Below are 22,490 nucleotides of genomic sequence, written 5' to 3'. Positions count from 1 at the left end.
CGTACGGGATCAACAACTCCCGGTGTTTCCGGGGCTGTTGAGCGCACAGCGCACTCACGAATCTTTCAACTATTTCCGGGACCGCTGAACACCTCTGGGGCGCCCTCCGTATGAATGGGAGCCGCTTCACTCCTGTCGGGCGCCCTCGATGCCCCGAAAAAGGAAGTCAGAGGAGTTCCATGGGACGCAACACGAGAAAACGCCGTACGCCGCTGGCCACCAAGGCCATAGCCGCATCGGCAGCCCTAGCGCTCGGTGGGGGCGGGCTTGTATGGGCCAATTTCTATGCTTCGGCGCACGAGGACAACTCTGGGTGGAACCAGACGAAGTCCGCGAACGCCCAGGTCGCCACGATCAACTGTCCGGACGTCGGTCAGCAGCTGAAGGACGTCCCGCAGGGCGCGCGTCAAGGTGTCGCCAAGGAGCTGGCGCTGCTCGACAAACAGATCACGGACGCCTACGCGCGTCTCGCCGACACGCGTCAGGCTCAGGCAGGAGACGCCAACTTCGTCAACAACGCCATCCTCGGCCCGCTGAAGTCCAAGCGCGTGGCCACGCTCGACCGGATCGGTATCAACATCAACCGGGCCGGCGGCCAGCGACCGCAGGGCCTCGACCAGCTCGCCCAGTGCCAGGGCGTCCCGGCCGAGCAGCCGGAGGTCAACGACGGCAACGGTGACGGCCAGAACAACGACGGCCAGGACCAGAACAACGACGGTCAGGACCAAGGCCAGGACGGCGGTCAGGACCAGGGCCAGGGCCAGGACAACGGTCTCGACCCGGTGCCCGAGGGCAACGGAGGCCAGGCCGGCAACGGCCCGGTGGCGCAGGACTTCGTCAAGATCGAGGACGTCCAGCCCAACTCCCGTAACTTGCAGAACGGTCTGGCCGCGAACGGCGACTCCGGCTCGACGGGTACCTTCACCACCGAGTGCGGCACCAACGAGAACGGCAACGCCAACACGGACAACATCATTGTCGCTCCCGGTGTCGACAACGGCGCCCACCACCGCCACGACTACGTCGGCAACCAGGACAACGACGCCTTCACCAGCGATCAGGAGTTCCTACAGGCCGACACCAGCTGCCAGAACCAGGCCGACAAGTCCACGTACTACTGGCCGGTGCTGCGTCTGCAGGACGGTACGCAGGAGGCGGACGCGAACGAGGCAGGTGGCGGCCTGGAAGGCAACGTGGGCAAGGTCCTGCGAGCCTCCCAGGCGGAGCTGAAGTTCGTGGGCAACAAGGCGAGCGAGGTCGTGGCGATGCCGACGGCCCTTCGCATCATCACCGGTGACGCCAAGGCGTTCACCAACGGTCTCGCGAACGCCAACACCTCCTGGAGCTGCACCGGCTTCGAGGACCGGCAGGTGACGGAGCAGTACCCGATCTGCCCCGAGGGCAGCTCCGTGGTGCGGACGTCCAACTTCCAGAGCTGCTGGGACGGACAGAACACCGACAGCGCCAACCACCGTGACCACGTTGCCTTCGTCCAAGCGGACGGCAGCTGCCCGAACGGATTCCAGGCGATCCCCCAGCTGCAGGCCAAGCTCGTCTACGACGTTCCCGCCCCGCAGATCGAGAACGGGCAGGTCGTGAACCCGTTCGCGGTGGACGGCTTCCCCGAGCAGTTGCACAAGCCGATCACTGACCACAACGACTTCATCAACTTCATGTCCGAAGACCTGATGAACCAGGTGGTCCAGTGCATCAACTCGGGTCAGGACTGCAACTGACCCCACATTAGGAAGCCGGCGGTGGGATCTCCCACCGCCGGCTTTCGCATGTCCGGATTTCCGTGTGGTCAGCTTTCGTGCGAGGCGGAGTGCTCGTCCGAGTGACCGGAGTGGTCGGTCCCTATCTCGATGTCTCCGCCCAGCTCGCCCCGCAACGACGTCACCACGTCCTCATGGCCGACGGCAACCCACTTGCGACCGACGAGGTAGTACCCGCCGTAGTCCTTGGCCGAGTTGATCCACTCGCGCTGACCACGATCGGTGGCGAAGGTGACGAGGATGTACTTCTCCTTGCCGGTCTTGCAGATGGCCTGCCGGATCTCGTCGGCGTCGGTCTGCATGTTCGGCTCGCACTTCGCCTCGGCGGCCAGGTGCTCCAGACTGCCGGTGGCCGTCTTGGGCACGGCCGCCTCGCCGTCACCGCCGGAGCCGCAGCCTGCCAGCGCGAACACCGCCGCGGCAGCAGCCGCCACGAGCATCGGTCGGGTCACCTTCATGTCTTCCTCCCTGAGGGGCCTCCCGGTGGATACGGCTCCCGCGGGCGGAGCGCTCAAAATACCGCTGCCGGTGTTCGCCCTCCCGTGCGAGAGTGACGCGATGAACCAGGACTGGGAGGATCGCGTGACCGCCGCGTGGTCTACGTTCGACACCTACGCGGAGCAGGACGCGGCCGGTTTCCGCGCCGTCATCGACGCCCTCGTCGCCGAACTGCCGGACGGCAGCCCGCTGGGCCCCTTCGAGCAGGCCTGCGCCTGGGACTCCACCGGGCACTCCGACAAGGCGGTGCCGCTGTACCGGGAGGCCCTGGCGCGCGGGCTCGGCGACGTGAGCGGGTACAAGGGGCGGCGGGCCAAGATCCAGCTGTCCAGTTCGCTGCGGAACATCGGGCTGGCGGAGGAGGGCGTCAAGCTGCTGACGCCCGAGCTTGACACGCCCTCCGACGAGCTGGACGACGCGGTACGGGCGACGTTGGCGCTGTGTCTTTCGAGCCTCGGGCGGGATCGGGAGGGACTGTCCCTCGTACTGGGTGCGCTTGCCCCGCACCTGCCCCGCTACCAGCGCTCGATGGCGAACTACGCCCGGGCGCTGGTGGAGTCCGAGGACTGACCCGGCACCGGACCGCGCCCGGGTGATCGGGGGACGGTGACCTACTGACCATTCGCTCGTTCTGCTGAACGTGCAGTCACAGGATGTCGCCCCGCGCCCCGGACCCGTCTCTGCCGAGGCGGTCGTTGATGTCGAGCGGGCCGAGGCCGCGCTCGTCGAGCACTATCCGCGTCTCGTCCGGCTCGCCTATCTGGTGCTGCCGCCGAGTCTCGGCCGCAACCGGCGTGTGGTGACCGCGCACTCGCTCACCCAGCGTGCGCTGCCCCGGGGCCGGGGGGCGTCGGCGCCCGCGATCCCGGCCCAGTCGACGGGACGCGAGGGCGACCCCGGGTATGCCCTCCTGCGCCTCCGGGTTCTCACTACGGCGCTGGAGGCGGGCCTGCCGTTGCGCCGCCCTGCCTGGCCCAAGCGTTCCCAGTTGCCGCCTTTGCTGCCCCAGGTCTGGGGCCTGCGCCTCTTCCCCCGGTCGGGCGGCGCCGACGAGCTCGCTCTGGACCAGCGGCTGTCGGGGCTGTCCGGCCCGGCGCGGGCAGCCTACGTCCTGCGTGGCCTGGAGAAGCTCCCGGACGACGAGGTGCGCGACGTCCTGACGGCGGCCGGCGTCGAGGACGTGGCCGACGTACTGGAGGAGGCCGACTCCGTCCCGGCGCAGTACGCGCTGCTCGACTCCCCCGAGTTCGACCCCTGCTCGCTCCAGGCCCGGCCCACCGACCTGATGCGACGCAGGCAGCACACGAAGGCGGCGCTCGCCGCCGGGGCCGCGCTCCTCGTGTGCGGGGCGCTGCTCGGTCTGCCCGGTGAGGGCTGGGGCCCGGACGGTCCCGCCGCGCCCTCGTACGCGCAGAACCCGGCGGCCGAGGCGGCCCTCGACCCGGCCCAGTTGACGAAGGTCCCGGCGCTGGCCTGGCAGTCCTCGGCCCGTACCGACTTCTCCGTGTGGCCCGCGCGCGGCGACCTCACCGACGACTCGGCCCTGCTGCGCCGCGCGCTCGCGGTGTGGGCGCGCCCCGGCGAGAAGGTCACGGTGTCGGCGACACCCGGCACCCCGTCGGGCGGCCCGTCCGGGGCACCGCAACTGCTGTACGCGGGGGCCGTCGACAACGCGCGCGTGGTGATCCTCTACGACGGTCTGCGCATCGCCCGCTACGCCGAGCCGTTGGACGGCACGGCCGGTGCCGCCCTGGACTTCTCCCGGGTCGACAACGCGACCAGGGCCGAGGCGAGCGCGGTGGTGCTGAGCCGGGCCGACGGCAATGTGCGCTATCTGATGGCGCCGTGGGTGAAGAAGGCGGCCGAGCGGGATCTGCTGAAGCCGGACGCCGGGGCGATGGACCTCACGGTGGCCGAGGGGGTCACCTCGCCGATGGCGAGCCCCGCCGCCCAGCAGCCCGGCGCGTGTTCGTCGTGGAACGCCCTCCAGGTGACCGACGGCACCGGTACCCGGCTGCTCACCGACCTCGCCGAACTGGTCCCGGCCCGCCTCACCACCGGCCGCCCCGGCGAGACCAAGGACGTGTCCGCCACACAGGCACTGCACACCTGGGCGCCGTACTCCTGCTGGCTGGGCGCGATGCGCTCGGCCGGTGTGCGCACGGTCAACGCCTGGGCGTACGCCCGGCACAAGCTGCCCGACGGGACCGGCGCCGCGGACTGGGTGTGCTCGCGTGCCGAGACCTGGCGGGGCGGCGGCGAGCGGGTGCTGGCCCAGTTCCGGACGCCGGGCGCGACGCACGCGACGGTGGCGGCGAAGGCGCAGAACGTATCGGCGTGCGGGGCGCGTGATCCGCATGTGCTGGCGGGGGTGTTGTGGAAGGCGCAGGCGGGCGGCTGGTATCTGCTGGCGGCGGGCGCCGGGGACACGGAGTCGATCCGGGCCGCGGGCGGGGTGCGCGGCAGCTCCGATGGCAGTCTGCTGGCCGTGCGGGCGAAGCAGGGTGCGCAGGCCGAGTTGAAGGGCACGTTGAAGAGCGGGCGCTCCATCGACGGGCTCAAGTAGGACCCCGCGACTTGCTGACGGGAATGTAAATAAGGGGCTGCACAAGGGTTCTCCCCGGTCCTACCCGTCAGTACATTGACGCCATGTCCAACACGCAGGACCGGATACCCCTCAAGGCCCGCAAGGTGTCCTTCTCCTGGGACGACACCCCGCTGCACTGGGTCCCCGGCGATCCCTTCACCTCGCACACCATCAACGTGCTGCATCTGCTCCTGCCCGCCGGCGAGCGGTGGTTCGTGCATGTCTACAAGCAGGTGCTGCCGTACATCCGGGACGAGCGGCTCCGCGAGGACGTCATCGGGTTCATCGGGCAGGAGGCCATGCACTCCCAGGCCCATGACGAGGTGCTGCCGCACCTGCGGGAGCAGGGGCTCGACCCGACGCCGTACACCGCACAGGTCGACTGGCTCTTCGAGAAGCTGCTCGGCGACCGCACTCTGCCGCCGGGGCGGGCACGCCGCTGGTGGCTGATGGAGCGGGTGGCGATCATCGCGGCCATCGAGCACTACACCGCGTTCCTCGGCGACTGGGTTCTCAACGCCGAGGAGCTGGACCGGCGCGGCGCCGACCCGACCATGCTGGACCTGCTGCGCTGGCACGGCGCCGAGGAGGTCGAGCACCGGTCGGTGGCGTTCGACCTGTTCATGCACGTCGACGGCGACTACCGGCGCCGGGTGCGGACCTGGGCGACGGCCTTCGCCGCCCTGGTCTTCCTGTGGCAGCGCGGGGCGCGCTTCTTCATGGCGAACGACCCGACACTCGTCGACGGCCGGGCCACCTTCAGGGACTTCTACGTCCGGGGCAGGCGGGGCACGCTCCCGGCGACCGGGGACATGCTCAGATCCATCCCCCGGTATCTGAGCCGTGCGTACCACCCCTCGCAGGAGGGCTCCACCGCCCAGGCCGTCGCCTATCTGGCCTCCTCCCCCGCCGCCCTGGCCGCCGGGACGGCCCAGGAATCCGCGAAAGGTGCCGCCTGATGCCGAAGCTGCGCAAGGTCGCCGTCCTCGCCGGGACCGCTCTGCTGGTCCAGCGGGCGATGCGACGCCGTATCCGGACCTCGCCGCTGTGGCCGATGCCCGCTTTGGAGGAGCCGATCTCCGGGCGGCCCCGGTCGCGGGCGCTGCGCGTGCTGGTGGCCTCGCGCGAGGAGGTCGCCGAGGGGGTCGTCCGACTACGGCTGGAGGGGCGCGACCTGCCGGGCTGGGAGCCCGGTGCGCATCTCGACCTCGTGCTGCCGTCGGGGCTGGTGCGGCAGTACTCGCTGTGCGGGGACCCGGAGGACAGCTCGTCGTACACCGTGGCGACCAGGCTGGTCCCGGACGGGCGGGGCGGCTCGCGCGAGGTGCACGAGCAGGTGCGGGAGGGGACGGAGCTGGAGGCGCGGGGGCCGCGGAACCGTTTCCCGCTGGTGCGGGCCTCGTCGTACGTGTTCGTCGCGGGCGGCATCGGGATCACGCCCGTGCTGCCGATGCTGCGGGCGCTGGGCGAGGGCGTGGAGTGGCGGCTGCTGTACTGCGGGCGGGACCGCGCCTCGATGCCGTTCCTGGAGGAGGTCGAGAGGCTGGGCGGGGGCCGGGTGAGCGTCGTGGAGGGGGTGCCCGATCTGGACGGGCTCCTCGGGGACGTGCCCGAAGGTGCCGCCGTCTACTGCTGTGGGCCGGCGGGGCTGATGGCCGCCGTGGAGAAGCGGTTCCCGCGCGTCCATCTGGAGCGGTTCACACCCCGCGCCTCGACCGGCGGCGCCTTCGAGGTCGAACTGCGGCGCAGCGGGCGGACGTTGACGGTCCCCGCCGACTCGACCGTACTGGCCGCCGTACGCACGGAGTTGCCCGACACCGCCTACTCCTGCGAGCAGGGCTTCTGCGGGACCTGCCAACAGCGGGTGCTGGAGGGCGAGGTGGAGCACCGGGACGAGTTGCTGACCGATGCGGAGCGGGCCGACTCGATGCTGATCTGTGTGTCGCGGGCGCGAAGTGATCGCCTGGTGTTGGACATGTGAAGGGAAGGGCGAGGAGGCATGTGAACGTCCGTGATCGGTCCGGTCCGTTCGGGGCCGGAATCGATCGGTAAGGTGTTCGCATGACTACCGGGGTACGCCGAAGAATGGGAGTCGAGGAGCGACGGCAGCAGTTGATCGGCGTCGCCCTCGAACTGTTCAGCCAGCGCTCGCCCGACGACGTCTCCATCGACGAGATAGCGTCGGCCGCGGGCATCTCACGCCCGCTGGTCTACCACTACTTCCCCGGCAAACTCAGCCTGTACGAAGCCGCGTTGAAGCGGGCATCGGACGAACTGGCGGATCGCTTCGTCGAGCCGCACGAGGGGCCGCTGGGGGCGCGGCTGCTGCGGGTGATGCGGCGGTTCTTCGACTTCGTGGACGACCACGGGCCCGGTTTCTCGGCGCTGATGCGAGGCGGCCCGGCCGTCGGGTCGACGGCGACCAACGCGCTCATCGACTCCGTACGGCAGGCCGCGTATGTCCAAATCCTTTCGCACCTGGACGTGGAGAACCCGCCCGCGCGACTGGAACTGGTCGTCCGCTCCTGGATCTCCCTCGCCGAGTCCACGGCCCTGATCTGGCTGGACGGCCGGCGCATCCCACGCGCCGAACTGGAGGTCCAGCTCGTGCACGACTTCGCGGCGCTGGCCGCCGTCAGCGCCGCGGGGGACGAGGAGATGGGCGCGCTGTTGCGCCGCATGCTCAAGGACGAGCCGGCCGACGGCCCGTTCAGCGAGCTGGTCGGCCGGCTGATCTCGCTGGCTTCCTAGGTCGTGTCCGCAAAGTCCCGCCTGCCCCGCGACGCCTGGCACGCTCCACCACGACGCCGCGGGGCCCGCCCTCCGGGCGGACGACGGGACTTTGCGGACACGACCTAGCGTTCGAACTTGCGGTAGGACGGGTCGAGGTCCCGTACCTCGGCGGAGGCGTGCAGGACGGCCCCGTCGTGCTCCACATGCTTGCGCAGCAGGTCCAGGACGGCCTCGGTCAGCTGTTCCTTGGTCTCGTCCGTACGGCCGGCGAGCAGGCCGAGGGTGACGTGGACGACCGCGTGGCCCTGCTCCTCGGGGTCCTCGTAACCGAAGGCCGTGTACGGGCTGGGCCGGAAGTGCGTCTTGCACGCCTCCGGCTTGGCCGCCGCGATCTCGACGGTCGCGGTGTGCAGGTCCCGGGCGAAGCCCTCCCGGTCCAGGGAGATCGTGTCCGAGTAGTCGACGGTGATCTGCGGCATGGGCACTCCTGTTCTACGTCAGCAGCGCTCACCCTAACCGGACGCGTGGGTGGGGCGGCCCGGTGTGACCACCGGACCGCCCCACCCCCACCCATGAGTCAGTCAGCCTTGGTGTAGACGGCGACGGTGCGTCCCGGGACGGCGAACGCGCCCGTCGCCTCGTCATAGGACGCGGACCTGACGACAGGGTCCGCACCCGAGGCCTGCACCGGATGCAGCCGGTAGCCCTCGCCGGCCAGCGAGGCGATCTTCTGCTCCTGCTTCTGGGGCGTCGCGTTGAAGACGACGACGAGGTCACCGAGGCGCATGGTGATCACGCCGGGCGTCTCCTCCTTCCCGGACAGCGGGAAGGAGAGCTTCGACTGCACCTGCCCGGCCGTGTCGAGGGAGAAGGCGCTCTCCGTCGTACGGATCCGCAGCAGGTCCCGGTACGCCGCCGAGCTGCCCTCGATCTGCTCGCAGCCGACCTTGACCGTGCTCAGAAGGGGCTTGGCATACGGCCACTTGGACGCGTTGTCGGCCGCCGGCGGCAGCCCCCGCCCGAAGCCGTTGCCGTCGGCGCAGCGCCAGTGGATGGCGTTGAACCAGTCACCGCTGTCGTAGGAGTTGCGGTCCAGGGACTTGGAGCGCAGCAGGTCGGTACCGGCCTGGGAGAGGGCCGGGCCCTGCGACAGGGTGGCCGTGGCCATGGCGAGGACCTGCATCCGGGCGCGCTCGGCGGCGCTCACCGTCGTGGGCAGCTTGAAGGCGAGGGCGTCGAAGAGCGACTCGTTGTCGTGCGCGTCCGCGTAGGCGAGGGCGTCGCCGGGCGCGGCCGCGTAGCCGGCGGGTGCGCCGTTGTAGTCGACCTCGGAGCCCTTGACCTCCTTGCCGTCGGTGTCGGTGAAGCGGTAGTCGGCGAGGTTCCCGGACAGGCCGACCTTGATCAGGTCCTGGTAGTGCAGCAGGCGGGCCTTCTGCTCCGCCGAAGTTCCGTTGCCCTTCGAGGAGTTGGGGTCGGTGTAGAGGCCGGACGCGAAGCCCTGTACGCCGGGGTCCTCGTCGAAGGGGCCGCCGCCGCGTACGGCGTCACGCGCGCGGTCGGAGAAGGTGGCGATGCCGGTGCCTGCCATGTTCTTCTGGGTGGCCTGGACGAAACGGGCGTCGTCGGCGATCTCGCCGAAGTTCCAGCCCTCGCCGTACAGGATGATCTTCCTGCCGTCGACGCCGTCCTTGGCGAGGGTCAGCTCGTCCAGTGCCTTCCTGACCGCGAGGATGTTGGCCTTCGGGTGGTGGCCCATGAGGTCGAAGCGGAAGCCGTCGACCTTGTACTCCTTGGCCCAGGTGACGATCGAGTCGACGACCAGCTTGCCCATCATGGCGTTCTCGGTGGCCGTGTTGGAGCAGCAGGTGCTGTTGGCGACCGAGCCGTCGGCCAGGAGCCGCTGGTAGTAGCCGGGGACGATCCGGTCGAGGACGGAGGTGTCCGCCTGGCCGCTCGCCGCCGTGTGGTTGTAGACGACGTCCATGACGACCCGCAGGCCGTCCTCGTTCAGCGCCTTGACCATCTCGCGGAACTCGACCGTGCGCTCGGTGCCGTCGGGGTCGGAGGCGTAGGAGCCCTCCGGGACCGTGTAGTGGTACGGGTCGTAGCCCCAGTTGTAGCCGTCCTTCGCGGCGATCTTCGCCACGCACTCCTGCTGCTTGCCGGAGTCGGCCGGGAAGGAGGCAAGGTCACAGTCGACGGTCGCCTGCTCGGACTTCTTCTCCGGGATGGTGGCGATGTCGAAGGCGGGCAGCAGATGGACGTACGAGGTGCCCGCGTCGGCCAGCTTCCTCAGGTGCCTGGAGCCGTCGCTGAGCTTGTCGGTGAAGGCACGGTAGGTGCCCCGGTCCCCCGCCGGCACCGTCTTGTCCGCCACCGAGAAGTCCCGGATGTGCAGCTCCTGGATCTGGGCGTCCTTCAGCGGTACGGCCCTGGGCTTGGTGTACGTGGACCAGCCGCTCGGCGCGAGGGACCGGTCGGCGAGGTCGACGACCAGGCCGCGCTCGGAGTTCGCGGTGAGCGCGACGGCGTAGGGGTCGGTGACCTTGTTGGTGACGACCTTGCGGACGCTGGGCGCCCAGACCTTGACGACGTACCGGTAGGGCTTGTTCTTCCAGGACCGCGGGCCGGTGACGGACCAGACACCGGTGGTGTCGTCCCGCTTCATCGCCACGGTGGAGACGGTGGAGTCGCCGATCTCCAGCTTGACCGACTGGGCCGTCGGCGCCCAGACGGCGAGCGTCGGACGGCCCTTGGCGAAGGTCGGCCCGAGGCCGGCCTTCGTCGCGCCGGGGTACAGGTCGTCGAGCACGCCGGCGATCTGCACGCCGGTCGCGGCCAGGACGGCGCCGTTGGCCGCGCGCTGGGAGGCGACGAGCTGGCCGCGCAGGGCCTCGCGGACCCGGTCGCGGTCGCGCGGGTCGACGGTCCAGGCGGCGTAGCTCTTCAGGTGCGGGAACTTCGCCTTCTGGGCGTCGGTGAGGGAGGTCTTGGACAGTCGGAGCCAGCGCTCGTCGTCGCTGGTCAGGGCGCCGTTCTTGACCTCGATCGAGCCGTTGCGGGAGTACAGCAGCTGGGTGGAGGCGGCCGTTTCGGCGCCGTTCCAGGCGAGCGTGTCCCGGTCGATCCAGATCGCCTTGGAGGTGGTCAGGTCGAGCGCGGCCGCGGAGCCGGCGGGCTGCGGGAGCAGGTACTTCTCCTGGCCGCTCAACAGCCACACCTCGTGGCCGTTCGCCGTGAGGTCGAGCGACTGGTCGGTGGGCAGGTCCTTCTCGTCGCCCTTGTGGAGGATGTAGCTGAGACTGGTGGCACCGTCGGTGAGCGGTACCTCGAAGACTGCGCCATAACTGTCAGTCTTGACCGGCTTGAGGGGGTTCGACCAGTCGGTGGGGTTCGCTGCACCCGTCCAGACGTGCAGGCCCCAGCCGTCGTAGGCGCCGTCGGCGCGCTGGTAGTGCAGGACGGCCTTGGTCTTGTCCGGAGCCGGGTAGTCGGCCGCCGGCTTCTCGGTGAGGACCGTCTCCTTGCCCTGCTCGATCCAGATCTCGCCGGTCTTGGTGACGTCGATCGTGCGGTCGGCCGAGACGTCCTTGTTGCCGTCCTTGTCGATGACGAGGAAACCGACGTTCGACGCGCCCGGCTTCAGCTTGACGTAGGCGAAGGCGCCGTAGGCGTCACGGCCGACGAAGGGGTGGCTGTCGGGCCAGTTCGTGGACTCGCCGTCGGCGAGGTCGCCCCAGGCGTACAGGCCCCAGTTCGCGTAGTCGCCGTCGGTGCGCTTGTAGTGGACGATCGCGTGGTCGCGGGAGGAGGCGGAGGGGGCCTCGGGAGCGGGCGGGGTGCCGGTGGTACTGGCCGCCGTCGCGCTCGCCGTGCGGCCCGCCGAGTCGATCACGACCGCCTTGTAGCGCAGGGCCGTTCCGGCCGGTACGTCCTTCCCGATGGCCTGCGTCACCTTGTACGGGGCGTGGTCGGCGGAGCCCAGGGTCCGCCACTTGCCACCGCCGACCTGGGCGGCGAAGACGACACGGTTGAGCTGTCCGCCGTCGACGTCGGCGCCGATCTCCACGGTGCCGGTGGCACCGGCGGCCGGGGCCTCGAGGGTGATCGTCGGCCGGGCGGCGGGCTCGGCGGGCCTGCCGGTCGCCTTGAGGACGATCGCCGAGCCGGCCGGGACGGTGACGGTGAGCTTCTTGCCGGCGTCGCTCTTCGGGGCGGCGTCGGTGCCGTAGAGGCCCTTGTACGTCATGCCGGCCGAACCGGTCGCGAAGGCCGCCGTCTTCGCCTCGCCCGCGTTGTTGAAGGCGACGACGTACTCGGCGCCGGTCCGCGCGTCGGTGCGGGAGAAGGCGTAGACGCCGGGGCCGTCGGCGGCGTAGCGCTCGGTCTGGATGCCGTCGGCGAGGGCGGGGTTGGCCTTGCGGAGCTTGGAGAGGGCGCTGATCTGCCGGTAGAGCGGGGCGCTGGTGTCGTAGGCGTCGCTCGCGTGGGTGCGGTCGGTGCCGAGCTGGTCGTCGTCGAGGTAGTCGGCGGTCTTCGAGGCGAACAGCGTCTGGCGGGCGTCCTTGTCACCGCCTGCGCCGGTGAAGCCCTGCTCGTCGCCGTAGTAGACGACCGGGTTGCCGCGGCTGAGGAACATCAGCTCGTTGGCGAGCTTGTCCTTGGCGAGCAGTTCGGCGTCGGTGGCCTTCGGGTTGTCCTGGTTCAGGAAGTACCCGATGCGGCCCATGTCGTGGTTGCCGAGGAAGGTGACCTGCTCGTAGGCGTTGGCCTTGTCGGTCGTGTACTTGTAGTCGTCACCGAAGACAGAGGCCAGCTTCTTCGCGCTGCCGCCCTGGGAGGCGTACTGCCGTGCCGCCTCCTGGAAGGGGAAGTCGAGCGTGGCGTCGAGGCGGCCCTGGGTGACGTACGGGGCGGTGATGTCCGTGTCGGCGGAGTAGACCTCGCCGAACATGAAGAAGTCGTCGCGGCCCTTCTTGGCCGCGTAGGAGTCGAGAGCCGTGGCCCACTGGGTCCAGAACTCCGTGTTGACGTGCTTCACGGTGTCGATCCGGAAGCCGTCGATGTCGAAGTCCCTGACCCACCGCTGGTAGATCTTCTCCATGCCGCTGACGACCTCGGGCCGCTCGGTCCACAGGTCGTCGAGGCCGCCGAAGTCGCCGTGCGTGGAGCTCTCACCGGCGAAGGTGGAGTCACCGCGGTTGTGGTACATCGCCGGGTCGTTGAGCCACGACGGGACCTTGACGTTCTTCTTCGCTGCGGGGACGGTCGGGGTGCGCGGGAAGGAGTCGGAGTCGACCGCCGGGAACTTCCGGGTACCGTCCGCGTAGTCGGCGTCGTCGAAGGGCTTGCCGTCCTTCGTCAGGTACGGGAAGGCGCCCTTGGCGAGGTAGTCGTAGGACTTCTCCTCGTAGTCGACGACGTCGGCGGTGTGGTTGGTGATGACGTCGAAGTAGACCTTCATGCCCTTGGCGTGGGCCTTGGAGATGAGGGTTTCGAGGTCCTTGTTGGTGCCGAAGTGCGGGTCGACCTGGGTGAAGTCCGTGACCCAGTAGCCGTGGTAGCCGGCGGAGGCGTTGACGCCCGTCCCCTGCACGGGCTGGTTCTTGAAGATCGGGGCCATCCAGAGGGCGGTGGTGCCGAGGCCCTTGATGTAGTCGAGGCGCTTGGTCAGGCCCTTGAGGTCGCCGCCCTGGTAGAAGCCCTTGTCGGTGGGGTCGTAGCCGGTGGTGAGGCGGGTGCCGGTCAGGCCGCCCTTGTCGTTGGCGGTGCTGCCGTTGGCGAAACGGTCCGGCAGGACGAAGTAGAACTGCTCCCGGGTGGCGTCGTGCCGGGCGGGCTCGGCAGCGAGCTTCGCGTCGGACGGGGGCGCGGGCGGGGTGTCCGCCTGCGCCGCGAGGGGCTGGACGAGCGCTGCGGCCAGCGCGGTCACGGTGACCGCGGCGACCCGTCCGATATGGGCGGTTCGACGCCTCGACGGCGACGGCCATCTCGATATCACAGATGGGCTCCTAGCGATTACGGCTCTCTTGGGTCCGACCCCGCGCGAAACGTATCGCCGCCGTAAGTGTTACAGCAAGAGGCTTGAAACCATCGGTAAGAACTTTCACGAACGTTCTCAGCAGGGGAGTTGATCTGCGTGAACGCCAGCAAGTCGTTCATTTGACGTCCTCACCCACGTGAACGTGGGCGCTTCCCGCCCGCCCCGCCGCGTGCAGCGGCTGGGCTTCGGGTGGGTTCCCGCTGCACACTCCATGAGCAAGCGCGTTCGCAAACCCTGCGATCAGGCCCCTCGGGGAAATCCACCGAGGGGCGCTGGCCGACTTGCAACTCAGCAGCTCGACTTGCCGGCGTAGATCGCGAGGGCGGTGTTGGAACCGAGCGTGGCCGTAAACTGCCCGCTGGAGTTCACCGTCACAGTCGTGCCGTCCTGGACGTTGCAGTAGGTCCCCGCAGTCAACGACGTCTGGTACGTCCGGCTCAGCGAGCCCGACTCGTGGTTGATGGCCACGAAGCCCTTGCTGCCCCGCCCGAAGGCGATGGCGTCGCCCCCGTTGTCCCACCAGTTCGTCACGGCCTCACCGCGCGTGGCGTTGCGGAAGGCGACCATGCGGATGATCTCCGGCCACTTGTGCTGGCACTTCCAGCCGTCCTGCCAGCAGGCCTTGACCGTGCCGCCGTTGGGCGGTCCGGCGTCCGCGTCGGACCACTCGTAGCCGGAGTTGATGTCCGGGGTGCCGTAGGGCCAGGCCAGCATGAAGACGTTGGCCAGGGTGTAGTTGGCGCCATCCTTGTAGTTGAGCGTGGAGCCGTTGCGCTCGGTGTCGTGGTTGTCGACGAAGACACCGGAGACGCCGCTGTTCATGTACCCCCAGCCCTCGCCGTAGTTCTTCAGATAGGCGAGGTTCTCGTTGTTGAAGACCCGCTTGAGGTCGTAGGCGTACCGGAACTCCTGCACGTCCCCGTTGCCCGTGTACTCGGTCGGCTGGACGGCCTCTCCGCTGCCGTAGATGACCTCCTGCTTCCAGTACACCGACGGATTGCTCAGCCGGGACTTGATGTTGGCGAGGTCGGCGGCGTCGATGTGCTTGGCGGCGTCGATGCGGAAGCCGTCGACGCCGAGGGAGAGGAGATCGTTCACGTAACCGGCGATGGCCCCGCGGACGTACGACTCCCCGGTGTCCAGGTCGGCGAGGCCCACCAGCTCGCAATTCTGGACGTTCCGCCGGTCCTGGTAGTTGTTGATCTGACTCGTGCAGTCGTCGAAGTCGGGTGCCGAGTACAGGCCCGGGTAGTTGTACTTCGTGTACGACGAGCCGCCGGTGCCGGTGCCGTTGCCCGCCGACATGTGGTTGATGACGGTGTCGACGACGACCTTCACGCCGGCCGCGTGGCAGGTGTTGACCATGTTCTGGAAGGCCGTACGGTCGCCGAGGCGCCCGGCGATCTTGTAACTCACCGGCTGGTACGAGGTCCACCACTGCGAGCCCTGGATGTGCTCGGCGGGCGGGGAGACCTGAACGAAGCCGTAGCCGGCCGGGCCGAGGGTGTTGGTGCACTCCTTGGCGACCGAGGCGAAGTTCCACTCGAACATCACCGCGGTGACGTCCTTGGTGCCGGGCGGGGAGGCGGAGGCGGTTCCGCCGGGCGCGATGAGGGCCGCGGCTCCCGCTGCGGAGAGCGCGGTCAGCGCGGCGGCGAGGGCGGTACGGCGTCGCTTCCTGTGGCGCTTCGGGCGCGCCGGACTCTTCGATATCACAGGCTGAACTCCTTGCGGATGCGGCTCAGTCGGGCCCCCCTGCGCCGCGGCGCGGCTTCGTTGCCGGGCGTCGGCGTGACCGTACCGCCACGAAAGGTTTACAGCAAGAGAGTTGAAAGTAATAGCAAGTACTTTCATCCGTAACCTTGACGTGCCTTCCTCAACTCCGTCACGCTCACCAGAGGTTGAAGCCCGGACCGCCGATCGGCATCCCGAACATCGCCTACGGAGCCGCAGATGACGACCGGACACCGTCCCCTGGGTGCCCTCCGTCGCGCCCTGCCCGCCGGCTCCGCGCAGGCGGACACCACGACTTCCGGCAACGTGACCTGGGAGTCGGGCACGAACCGGTCGTACACGACCGGCGACGCCTGGAAGTGAGCCAGGCCCGCGCGCCGCGGTGGACCCGGGTCACTCCCCGTTCGTCGCGGCGCGCAGCCGGTCCCGCGGCACGGAGCCCGTGCTGCCGTCGGCACACCGCAGCTCGACGCGGTCGTCCGTGTCGAGGGGCAGTGCCCGCTCCGGGGCCAGGTGGAAGAGGGGCGTGCCGTCGCGGTCGGGGCGGTCCGCTCGGTCGAGGAGGAGCACGTACCGTCCGGGTTCCGGGAGTTGGGCCTCGTTCACCGGGTGCCAGACCGTGACCGATCCGCTCGACGGGACGCCCCGGCCGTCGGCGAGGGCGCCTTCGATGTCGAAGCGGAACCCGGAGCTCTTGGTGACTCCGTCGTCCACCGGGATCCAGTCCTCGTGCAAGGTGCCGTACACCGGGCGGTAGCCCTGCGCCTGGCGGTCCTCGATGTTCCGTACCGTGTCATTCAGACACTGTTCGGAGGCGGGCGGCGGATCGTCGTCCCCCGTCACGCCACTGGCGAGGAGGACCCCGGCCGCCGCGGCCGCGCCTGCCGCGAACGTGGCCGTGACCACGGCGAGGCGGCGGCGCACGAGGGAGCGCCGCGCACGGGCGGTGAAGGCGGCGCCCGGTGGGACGATCCCGCCCTCCGCCTCGGCGGCGGCCATGAGGAGCAGGCGTACCCGCTCGTCCTCCGGAAACGGCTCGTCGGGAAGCGGCTTGTCAGTCATCGGGGTGCCCCCTCTCCGGGATCTCCCGGTCGGGTACCGAGGTGGTGGAGAACCCCTCGGCACGCAGTGCGGCGAGGGCGCGGGCGGCACGGCTCTTGACCGTGCCGGGCGAGCAGCCCAGCACGTCCGCGATCTCCCGCTCGGTGAGCTGGTGGTAGAAGCGGAGTACGAGCACGGCCCGTTGCGCCGGGGGAATGGTGCGCAGCAGTTCGCGTACGGCCACGGCGGTCGCCACCTCCTCCTCGTGTCCGGGTTCCGGGAGCTCCGGCAGGTCCTCGGCGGGGACCTCGGAGTTCCAGCGCCGACGCCGGTCCTTGACCAGGAGCCGCACCATGGTGGTGCGGGTGTAGGCCTCGGCGGCTTCGAGTCGCCCGATCCGGTGCCAGGCCCGGTACGTGCGCAGGAGTGCCTCCTGCGCCAGGTCCTCGGCCCGGGGACGCACGCCGCCGGTGAGCAGCGTGGCGGTGCGAAGGAGCGAACCGTAGCGTGCGGCCATGAAAGCCGTGAACGCCTCGTCCCTGCCGTTCCACATCCCTTCGCCTCTCACTCGGCACTCATGACGTCTCACTTGGTTGAGGACCTGGGTCACCCGGAGGGTTCCCTGCGGGGAACACCGTCCGGTCCGGGAGTCGGCGGACAGCAAGAGGGCCCGCCGAAGCGGGCCCTCTCAAAACTGCGCAGCCGTCAGGCCGTCGTCCACCACACGGTCGTGTCCGACGGCACCTTCGTCTCGCCGTCCGCCTCGGTGATCTCGCCGCTGGTCAGCAGTACGCGGCCGTGGGCGGGGACCGTCACCGACTCGCCGGTGGTGTTGGCGACGCAGACGAAGTCTCCGCGCCGGAACGCCAGGACACCCTCGGGGGCCCGCAGCCACTCCACCTCGTCGCCGGCCCCCAGGTCGGGGTGCGCACGGCGGGCCGCGAGGGCGGCACGGTAGAGCTCCAGGGTCGAGTCGGCGACACCGGTCTGCGCCTCGACGCTCAACTCCCCCCAGCCCGCCGGCTGCGGCAGCCAGCTGCCACCACTTCCGAAGCCGTACGACGAGCCCTCGCGTGTCCACGGGATCGGCACGCGGCAGCCGTCGCGGAAGCCGTCCTGGCCCTCGCCCCGGAAGTAGGCCGGGTCCTGGCGGACCTCGTCGGGCAGGTCGACGACGTCCGGCAGGCCCAGCTCCTCGCCCTGGTATACGTAGGCCGAGCCGGGCAGCGCGAGCATGAGGAGCGTGGCGGCGCGGGCGCGGCGCAGGCCCAGCTCGCGGTCGCCGGCCGTGCGGATCTGGGTGCCGAGGCCGGGCGGGTTGGCGAAGCGGGTGGCGTGGCGGGTGACGTCGTGGTTCGACAGGACCCAGGTCGCCGGGGCGCCGACCGGGCGCATCGCCTCCAGCGTGCGGTCGACGACCTGGCGCAGTTCCTCGGCTTCCCACTCCGTCGACAGGTACTGGAAGTTGAAGGCCTGGTGCAGCTCGTCGGGGCGGACGTAGTTCGCGGTCCGCTCGACGGTCGGGGTCCAGGCCTCCGCGACGAAGATGCGCTCGCCGGCGTACTCGTCCAGGACCGTGCGCCACTGACGGTAGACGGCGTGCACGCCGTCCTGGTCGAAGAACGGCATGACATCGTTGCCCAGCAGCTTGAGCTGGTCGTGGGATCCGAGGTCCGGCAGCCCCTCCGCCTTCACCAGGCCGTGGGCGACGTCGATACGGAAGCCGTCGACGCCCATGTCGAGCCAGAAGCGCAGGATCGAGCGGAACTCGTCCCCGACGGCCGGGTGCTCCCAGTTGAAGTCGGGCTGCTCGGGGGCGAAGAGGTGGAGGTACCACTCGCCGTCGGCGACGCGCGTCCAGGCGGGGCCGCCGAAGATGGACTCCCAGTCGTTGGGCGGGAGTTCGCCGTTCGGGCCCTTGCCGGGACGGAAGTGGTAGCGGTCCCGGAGCGGGGAACCGGGTCCCTCGGCGACCGCCCGCTTGAACCACTCGTGCTGGTCGGAGGAATGGTTCGGGACGAGGTCGACGATGATCCTGAGCCCCAGCTCGTGGGCGTCGCGGATCAGCGCGTCCGCGTCGAGCAGGTTGCCGAACATGGGGTCGACGGCCCGGTAGTCGGCGACGTCGTAGCCGGCGTCGGCCTGCGGGGAGGCGTAGAAGGGGCTGAGCCACACGGCGTCCACGCCGAGGTCGCGCAGATAGGGCAGGCGGGAGCGTACGCCTTCCAGGTCGCCCATGCCGTCGCCGTTGCTGTCGGCGAAGCTGCGCGGATAGACCTGGTAGATCACCGCGTCCCGCCACCAGTCGCCGCGCTTGGCATTGGCGGGGTTCGGGGCCGGGGCGAGGGCGGAGTGCTGCTGGCTCATGGCGTCCTTGGTACGTAACGGATTCATGGGGTCAGGTGGGCATACAACGGTGAGGACGAGACGGCCGCGGTGACAGCGGGGTCGGATGGACACCGCGACCGCCTCGGGTACAGGGGGGCGGAGCGCCCCTTTTCAGGGGCGCGGGGCTGTATCAATCTGCGGCTACCGCCGCGTGGGCGCGACAAGCCACGACGGTGCCGCAGACAACCGACTACAGCTCGCCCCACGGCGCGTTACCCCTTCGTGCCACCCGCGGTGAGCCCGGTCACCAGGTTCTTCTGCACGAAGTAGAAGAACGCGGAAACCGGTATGGCGACGAGCACCGCGGTCGCGGCCATCAGGTTGCGCTGCGCGTCGTGCTCACTGATGAAGGTCTGGAGACCGACCGCAAACGTGTACTTCGTGTCGGACAGCATGAACGTGGACGCGAACGCGACCTCGCCGAAGGCCGTGAGGAAGCTGTAGAACGCGGCGACCGCCAGGCCCGGCTTGGCGAGCGGCAGGATCAGTCGCCCGAACGTGCCGAAGGGGGTCAGCCCGTCGACGCGTCCTGCCTCGTCGATCTCGAACGGGATCGTGTCGAAGTACCCCTTCATCAGCCAGGCGCAGTACGGCACGGTCGTCGTGCAGTAGACGAGGATGAGGCCGAGGTAGCTGTCGATGAGCTGGAGCTCGGACAGGATCTGGTACATCGGCACCATGAGGACGGCCACCGGGAACATCTGGGTCACGAGCAGCACCCACATGAACTTCTTGTAGCCCGGAAAGCGCATCCGCGAGACCGCGTAGCCGGTGGTGGCGGCGATGACGACGCCGATCAACGTGGTGCCCAGCGTGACGATGAGCGTGCTGGTCAGCCAGTCGAGGAACTTCGTCTCCTGGAGGACGTAGGTGTAGTTGTCCAGCGTCATCTTTCCCCAGATGCCGCCGGGGTGAAGATAGTCGTCCTTGTCCGGGCCGAGGGACAGAAAGAGCAGCCAGGCCACGGGGAACAGCGCGATCAGGCTCGCCACGCTGAGGATGCCGTGCGAGACGAGGGACGTGCCGCGGCGGCGTACCTTGCGCGGCCCGGCAGTGGTCGCGGACTCCTGCTTCGTCAGCGGGGTCTCGACAGTGGTCGTACTCATGGGGACTCCTGCCTCAGATCGCGAGCTGCTGGTCATTGCGGTTCAGCCAGCGGCGGTAGAAGGAGGTGAAGACGATCAAGATGGCCAGCAGCAGCATGCCGTAGGCGGCCGACTGCGCGAAGTCACGTGGCTGCTGTCCGAAGCCGAGGCGGTAGGCCCAGGTGACGAGGATGTCGGCGTCCGGAGCGGTCTTGCCGAACAGCAGGAAGATGATCGCGAACTGGTTGAAGGTCCAGATGATGCCGAGCAGTACGACGGTGGAGCTGACGGACCTGAGGCCCGGCAGGGTGACGTACCGGAACTGCTGCCACTTGCTGGCGCCGTCCATCTCGGCGGCCTCGTACAGGGAGGAGTCGATGGACTGAAGGCCGCCGAGCAGCGAGAGCATCATGAACGGCACACCGCACCAGGTGTTGACCATGATCGCGGCGAACCGCTGCCAGAAGGTGTCCTCCAGCCACAGCGGGGCCGGCAGGTGGAGTGTCTCCAGGAAGGAGTTCACGACGCCGCCGTCGGCGAGCATGATCCGCCAGCCGAAGACGGTGACGAAGGTCGGCACGGCCCACGGCAGGATCAGGATCAGCCGGTACAGGGTGCGCCCGCGCAGCTTCTGGTTGAGCAGCAGGGCGAGGCCGAGGCCGATCGTGTAGTGGAGGGTGACGCAGGCCGCCGTCCACACGACCGTCCAGATGAAGTGCGACCAGAAGCGGTCGTACGCCGTCTCGCCCCACAGGATGTCGGCGTAGTTGTCGAAGCCGATGAACTTGTAGGTGGCCTCGATCTCGTTGACGCCGATCGTGCGGGCGCTGTTGAGGCTGTTGGCGTCGGTGAGCGTGAGGTAGAAGCCGTACACCAGCGGGTACACGACGAGCACTCCGAGGACGATCACCACCGGGGCGATCATCGCGTAGGCGTACCAGTGCTTCTGGTAGCCGTGCTTCAGGCGCTGGCCCAGTCCGGGCCGCGGCGCGCGGTCACCGCGGCGCTTGCCGGTCGCGCGGTCGATGGCGACTGTCATGGTTCGACAACCTTCTCGAAGTTCGGCAGATCAGGGGTGTACGGCACACAGGCCGGTGGCCGCCGGAGCGCTCCCCCCATGATCAGGGCGCTCCGGCGGCCACGCGGGGTCACTTGCTGAAGTCCGGGACCAGCTTGGTGATCTCGGTCTCGGCGGTGCTCAGGCCCTTGTCCAGGGACTCCTTGCCACCGGCGATCTTGAGCAGCTCGGTGTCCAGCGGGACCCACAGAGAGCTGTACTCGGGCAGCGCCGGGCGCGGCTGGGCGGCGGCGAGGACCGTCTGGTAGCCGGCGATGCCCGGGTCGGCCTTGACCTTGTCCGTGTAGGCGTCGTCACGCGTGGGCAGCGTGGAGTTCTTCAGGGCGATGGTCTCCTGGGCCTTCGCCGACGTCATGAAGTTCACGAACTTCAGCGCGGCCTTCTGGTGCGCCTCGTCGGAGCCGGCGTAGACCGACAGGTTGTGACCACCGGTCGGGGCGCCCGCCTTGCCGCTGGAACCGGCCGGGACGGTGGCGATGCCGAGGTTGGCCTTGTCCTTGAACGCGGAGCCCTTGTAGAAGTTGGTGATCTCCCAGGGGCCCTGCATGATCGCGGCGACCTTGCCGTTGACGAACGCCTCCTGGATGTGGGCGTAGGCGTCGGCGGTGGTGTCGGCCTTGTGCAGGCCCTTGCCGTCGAAGAGGCTCAGCCAGGTGCCGTAGCCCTTCTTGGCCTCGGCGCCGTTGACGGTGATCTTCTTGGCGTCGGCGTCGACGGTGTCGGTGCCCTCGCCGTAGAGGAACGTCTGGGCGTAGTAGGCCTGGGTGGAGCCCCAGTAGCCGTCGACGCCGGTCTTGTCCTTGATCGTGGCGGCGGCCTTCTTCAGGTCGTCCCAGGTCTTGGGGGCTTCGACGCCGGCCTTCTTGAACAGTTCCTTGTTGTAGACGAAGGCGAGGGTGTCCGTGGTGAAGGGAACGCCGTAGACCTTGCCCTCGTACTTGGCCTGCTCGATCAGGCTGGGCTGGAACTTGGCCTGGTCGGCGAGGGCCTCGGTGCCGTCCAGCGGCGCGAAGAAACCCTTCTTGGCGAAGGCGGGGGTCCAGCCGACCTCGGAGCGCAGGACGTCCGGGGCACCCTTGGAGCCGGCGGCGGTGTCGAACTTGTTCTGCGCCTGGTCGAAGGGGACGTTGACGTACTTGACCTTGATGTCCTTGTTGGCGGCCTCGAACTCCTTGACCAGGGCCTGGTACGTCGGCGCCTCATTGGTGGCGTTGGAGGTGTCCCACCAGGTGATGGTGACCGGCCCGCTCGAGTCGCTGCCACTGTCGTCCCCGCCGCACGCCGTCGCCGCGAGAGCGAGGGACGCCACCAGCGCGGTGGCCGCTATGCCACGCCGCATGAGTTCTCCTTGAGGGTGAAAGCCCGTCTGTGCAGGGCCGGCCCCGTCTGCCTGACCCTGCTGTCTTGCCGACTGCGCCGTTGCGGCCGCCGGGCGACGTGAACGTAACAGCGTTGAAAGATCGACGAAAGACCTTGCAGAAAAAAAGTGCAAGAGATCTCCGAAGTTATCCGTGCGTGACCAGTC

At 69.1% G+C, this 22,490-nt stretch carries 17 protein-coding genes; 7 read left to right on the top strand and 10 right to left on the bottom strand.

The features are described 5' to 3' along the window. The first annotated feature begins 179 nt into the window (after nucleotides 1-179). Complete coding sequence (locus KUM44_RS26520) at nucleotides 180-1,736, top strand: DUF1996 domain-containing protein (RefSeq protein WP_217211735.1); 1,557 nt, start codon at nucleotides 180-182, stop codon at nucleotides 1,734-1,736. A gap of 68 nt (nucleotides 1,737-1,804) precedes the next feature. On the opposite strand, the gene KUM44_RS26515 is transcribed toward KUM44_RS26520, so the two are convergent. Beyond that, entirely contained in the window at nucleotides 1,805-2,233 is a 429-nt protein-coding gene (locus KUM44_RS26515; RefSeq protein ID WP_217211734.1) for a hypothetical protein, read from the bottom strand. 100 nt (nucleotides 2,234-2,333) lie between these two features. Between KUM44_RS26515 and KUM44_RS26510 the strand changes: the two genes are divergently transcribed. The 5 genes from KUM44_RS26510 to KUM44_RS26490 all read left to right on the top strand — a co-directional run bounded on the left by KUM44_RS26510 (nucleotide 2,334) and on the right by KUM44_RS26490 (nucleotide 7,611). Continuing rightward, nucleotides 2,334-2,843 (top strand): tetratricopeptide repeat protein, encoded by a 510-nt coding sequence (locus KUM44_RS26510; RefSeq protein ID WP_217211733.1) that lies wholly within the window; start codon nucleotides 2,334-2,336, stop codon nucleotides 2,841-2,843. A gap of 70 nt (nucleotides 2,844-2,913) precedes the next feature. Then, nucleotides 2,914-4,839: a hypothetical protein gene (locus KUM44_RS26505; RefSeq protein WP_217211732.1), complete on the top strand. Its 1,926-nt coding sequence runs from the start codon at nucleotides 2,914-2,916 to the stop codon at nucleotides 4,837-4,839. 83 nt (nucleotides 4,840-4,922) lie between these two features. Beyond that, nucleotides 4,923-5,819 (top strand): metal-dependent hydrolase, encoded by an 897-nt coding sequence (locus tag KUM44_RS26500; protein ID WP_217211731.1) that lies wholly within the window; start codon nucleotides 4,923-4,925, stop codon nucleotides 5,817-5,819. Next, the gene (locus tag KUM44_RS26495; protein WP_217211730.1) at nucleotides 5,819-6,841 is read left to right on the top strand and encodes a PDR/VanB family oxidoreductase; all 1,023 of its coding nucleotides are present in this window, start codon (nucleotides 5,819-5,821) and stop codon (nucleotides 6,839-6,841) included. The genes KUM44_RS26500 and KUM44_RS26495 overlap by 1 nt, the downstream gene beginning before the upstream one ends. An 80-nt stretch (nucleotides 6,842-6,921) precedes the next feature. Further along, nucleotides 6,922-7,611 (top strand): TetR/AcrR family transcriptional regulator, encoded by a 690-nt coding sequence (locus tag KUM44_RS26490; protein WP_217211729.1) that lies wholly within the window; start codon nucleotides 6,922-6,924, stop codon nucleotides 7,609-7,611. Nucleotides 7,612-7,715: 104 nt separating this feature from the next. Here the strand turns inward: KUM44_RS26490 and KUM44_RS26485 are convergent, their stop codons facing one another. The 3 genes from KUM44_RS26485 to KUM44_RS26475 all read right to left on the bottom strand — a co-directional run bounded on the left by KUM44_RS26485 (nucleotide 7,716) and on the right by KUM44_RS26475 (nucleotide 15,355). After that, nucleotides 7,716-8,072: a 5-carboxymethyl-2-hydroxymuconate Delta-isomerase gene (locus tag KUM44_RS26485; RefSeq protein WP_217211728.1), complete on the bottom strand. Its 357-nt coding sequence runs from the start codon at nucleotides 8,070-8,072 to the stop codon at nucleotides 7,716-7,718. A gap of 98 nt (nucleotides 8,073-8,170) precedes the next feature. After that, nucleotides 8,171-13,597 carry a pullulanase-type alpha-1,6-glucosidase gene (pulA, locus tag KUM44_RS26480; protein ID WP_217211726.1) on the bottom strand — a complete coding sequence of 1,809 codons (5,427 nt, stop codon included), beginning with the start codon at nucleotides 13,595-13,597 and terminating at the stop codon, nucleotides 8,171-8,173. A gap of 330 nt (nucleotides 13,598-13,927) precedes the next feature. Next, nucleotides 13,928-15,355, bottom strand: coding sequence for an alpha-amylase family protein (locus KUM44_RS26475; RefSeq protein WP_374202077.1), 1,428 nt, complete (start codon nucleotides 15,353-15,355; stop codon nucleotides 13,928-13,930). 237 nt (nucleotides 15,356-15,592) lie between these two features. Between KUM44_RS26475 and KUM44_RS26470 the strand changes: the two genes are divergently transcribed. Then, complete coding sequence (locus KUM44_RS26470) at nucleotides 15,593-15,736, top strand: hypothetical protein (RefSeq protein WP_217211725.1); 144 nt, start codon at nucleotides 15,593-15,595, stop codon at nucleotides 15,734-15,736. 30 nt (nucleotides 15,737-15,766) lie between these two features. Here KUM44_RS26470 and KUM44_RS26465 read toward each other — a convergent pair whose 3' ends face one another. The 6 genes from KUM44_RS26465 to KUM44_RS26440 all read right to left on the bottom strand — a co-directional run bounded on the left by KUM44_RS26465 (nucleotide 15,767) and on the right by KUM44_RS26440 (nucleotide 22,304). Next, entirely contained in the window at nucleotides 15,767-16,435 is a 669-nt protein-coding gene (locus tag KUM44_RS26465; protein ID WP_217211724.1) for a hypothetical protein, read from the bottom strand. Beyond that, nucleotides 16,428-16,982: a SigE family RNA polymerase sigma factor gene (locus tag KUM44_RS26460; protein ID WP_308402725.1), complete on the bottom strand. Its 555-nt coding sequence runs from the start codon at nucleotides 16,980-16,982 to the stop codon at nucleotides 16,428-16,430. The genes KUM44_RS26465 and KUM44_RS26460 overlap by 8 nt, the downstream gene beginning before the upstream one ends. 137 nt (nucleotides 16,983-17,119) lie before the next feature. Beyond that, nucleotides 17,120-18,781, bottom strand: a complete 1,662-nt coding sequence (locus KUM44_RS26455) for a glycoside hydrolase family 13 protein (RefSeq protein ID WP_217211723.1) — start codon at nucleotides 18,779-18,781, stop codon at nucleotides 17,120-17,122. A gap of 233 nt (nucleotides 18,782-19,014) precedes the next feature. After that, nucleotides 19,015-19,908, bottom strand: coding sequence for a sugar ABC transporter permease (locus KUM44_RS26450; protein ID WP_217211722.1), 894 nt, complete (start codon nucleotides 19,906-19,908; stop codon nucleotides 19,015-19,017). Nucleotides 19,909-19,921: 13 nt separating this feature from the next. After that, nucleotides 19,922-20,926 (bottom strand): carbohydrate ABC transporter permease, encoded by a 1,005-nt coding sequence (locus tag KUM44_RS26445; RefSeq protein ID WP_217211721.1) that lies wholly within the window; start codon nucleotides 20,924-20,926, stop codon nucleotides 19,922-19,924. Nucleotides 20,927-21,035: 109 nt separating this feature from the next. Continuing rightward, the gene (locus tag KUM44_RS26440) at nucleotides 21,036-22,304 is read right to left on the bottom strand and encodes an extracellular solute-binding protein (RefSeq protein WP_217211719.1); all 1,269 of its coding nucleotides are present in this window, start codon (nucleotides 22,302-22,304) and stop codon (nucleotides 21,036-21,038) included. Nucleotides 22,305-22,490 lie beyond the last annotated feature (186 nt).

Origin of the sequence: Streptomyces sp. AC550_RSS872 (genome assembly GCF_019049285.1) — a bacterium.
Classification (GTDB): domain Bacteria; phylum Actinomycetota; class Actinomycetes; order Streptomycetales; family Streptomycetaceae; genus Streptomyces.
Note: the sequence above shows the minus strand (reverse complement) of the source record. Positions and strands in the feature narration are given on the sequence as shown.

Excerpts from the sequence above, each read along its gene's own strand:
- KUM44_RS26510 (WP_217211733.1), top strand. The coding sequence starts at position 2,334 with ATGAACCAGGACTGGGAGGATCGCGTGACCGCCGCGTGGTCTACGTTC.
- KUM44_RS26465 (WP_217211724.1), bottom strand. The coding sequence starts at position 16,435 with ATGACTGACAAGCCGCTTCCCGACGAGCCGTTTCCGGAGGACGAGCGG.
- KUM44_RS26515 (WP_217211734.1), bottom strand. The coding sequence starts at position 2,233 with ATGAAGGTGACCCGACCGATGCTCGTGGCGGCTGCTGCCGCGGCGGTG.
- KUM44_RS26445 (WP_217211721.1), bottom strand. The coding sequence starts at position 20,926 with ATGACAGTCGCCATCGACCGCGCGACCGGCAAGCGCCGCGGTGACCGC.
- KUM44_RS26455 (WP_217211723.1), bottom strand. The coding sequence starts at position 18,781 with ATGAGCCAGCAGCACTCCGCCCTCGCCCCGGCCCCGAACCCCGCCAAT.
- KUM44_RS26485 (WP_217211728.1), bottom strand. The coding sequence starts at position 8,072 with ATGCCGCAGATCACCGTCGACTACTCGGACACGATCTCCCTGGACCGG.
- KUM44_RS26440 (WP_217211719.1), bottom strand. The coding sequence starts at position 22,304 with ATGCGGCGTGGCATAGCGGCCACCGCGCTGGTGGCGTCCCTCGCTCTC.
- KUM44_RS26450 (WP_217211722.1), bottom strand. The coding sequence starts at position 19,908 with ATGAGTACGACCACTGTCGAGACCCCGCTGACGAAGCAGGAGTCCGCG.
- KUM44_RS26495 (WP_217211730.1), top strand. The coding sequence starts at position 5,819 with ATGCCGAAGCTGCGCAAGGTCGCCGTCCTCGCCGGGACCGCTCTGCTG.
- KUM44_RS26520 (WP_217211735.1), top strand. The coding sequence starts at position 180 with ATGGGACGCAACACGAGAAAACGCCGTACGCCGCTGGCCACCAAGGCC.
- KUM44_RS26500 (WP_217211731.1), top strand. The coding sequence starts at position 4,923 with ATGTCCAACACGCAGGACCGGATACCCCTCAAGGCCCGCAAGGTGTCC.
- KUM44_RS26490 (WP_217211729.1), top strand. The coding sequence starts at position 6,922 with ATGACTACCGGGGTACGCCGAAGAATGGGAGTCGAGGAGCGACGGCAG.
- KUM44_RS26470 (WP_217211725.1), top strand. The coding sequence starts at position 15,593 with ATGACGACCGGACACCGTCCCCTGGGTGCCCTCCGTCGCGCCCTGCCC.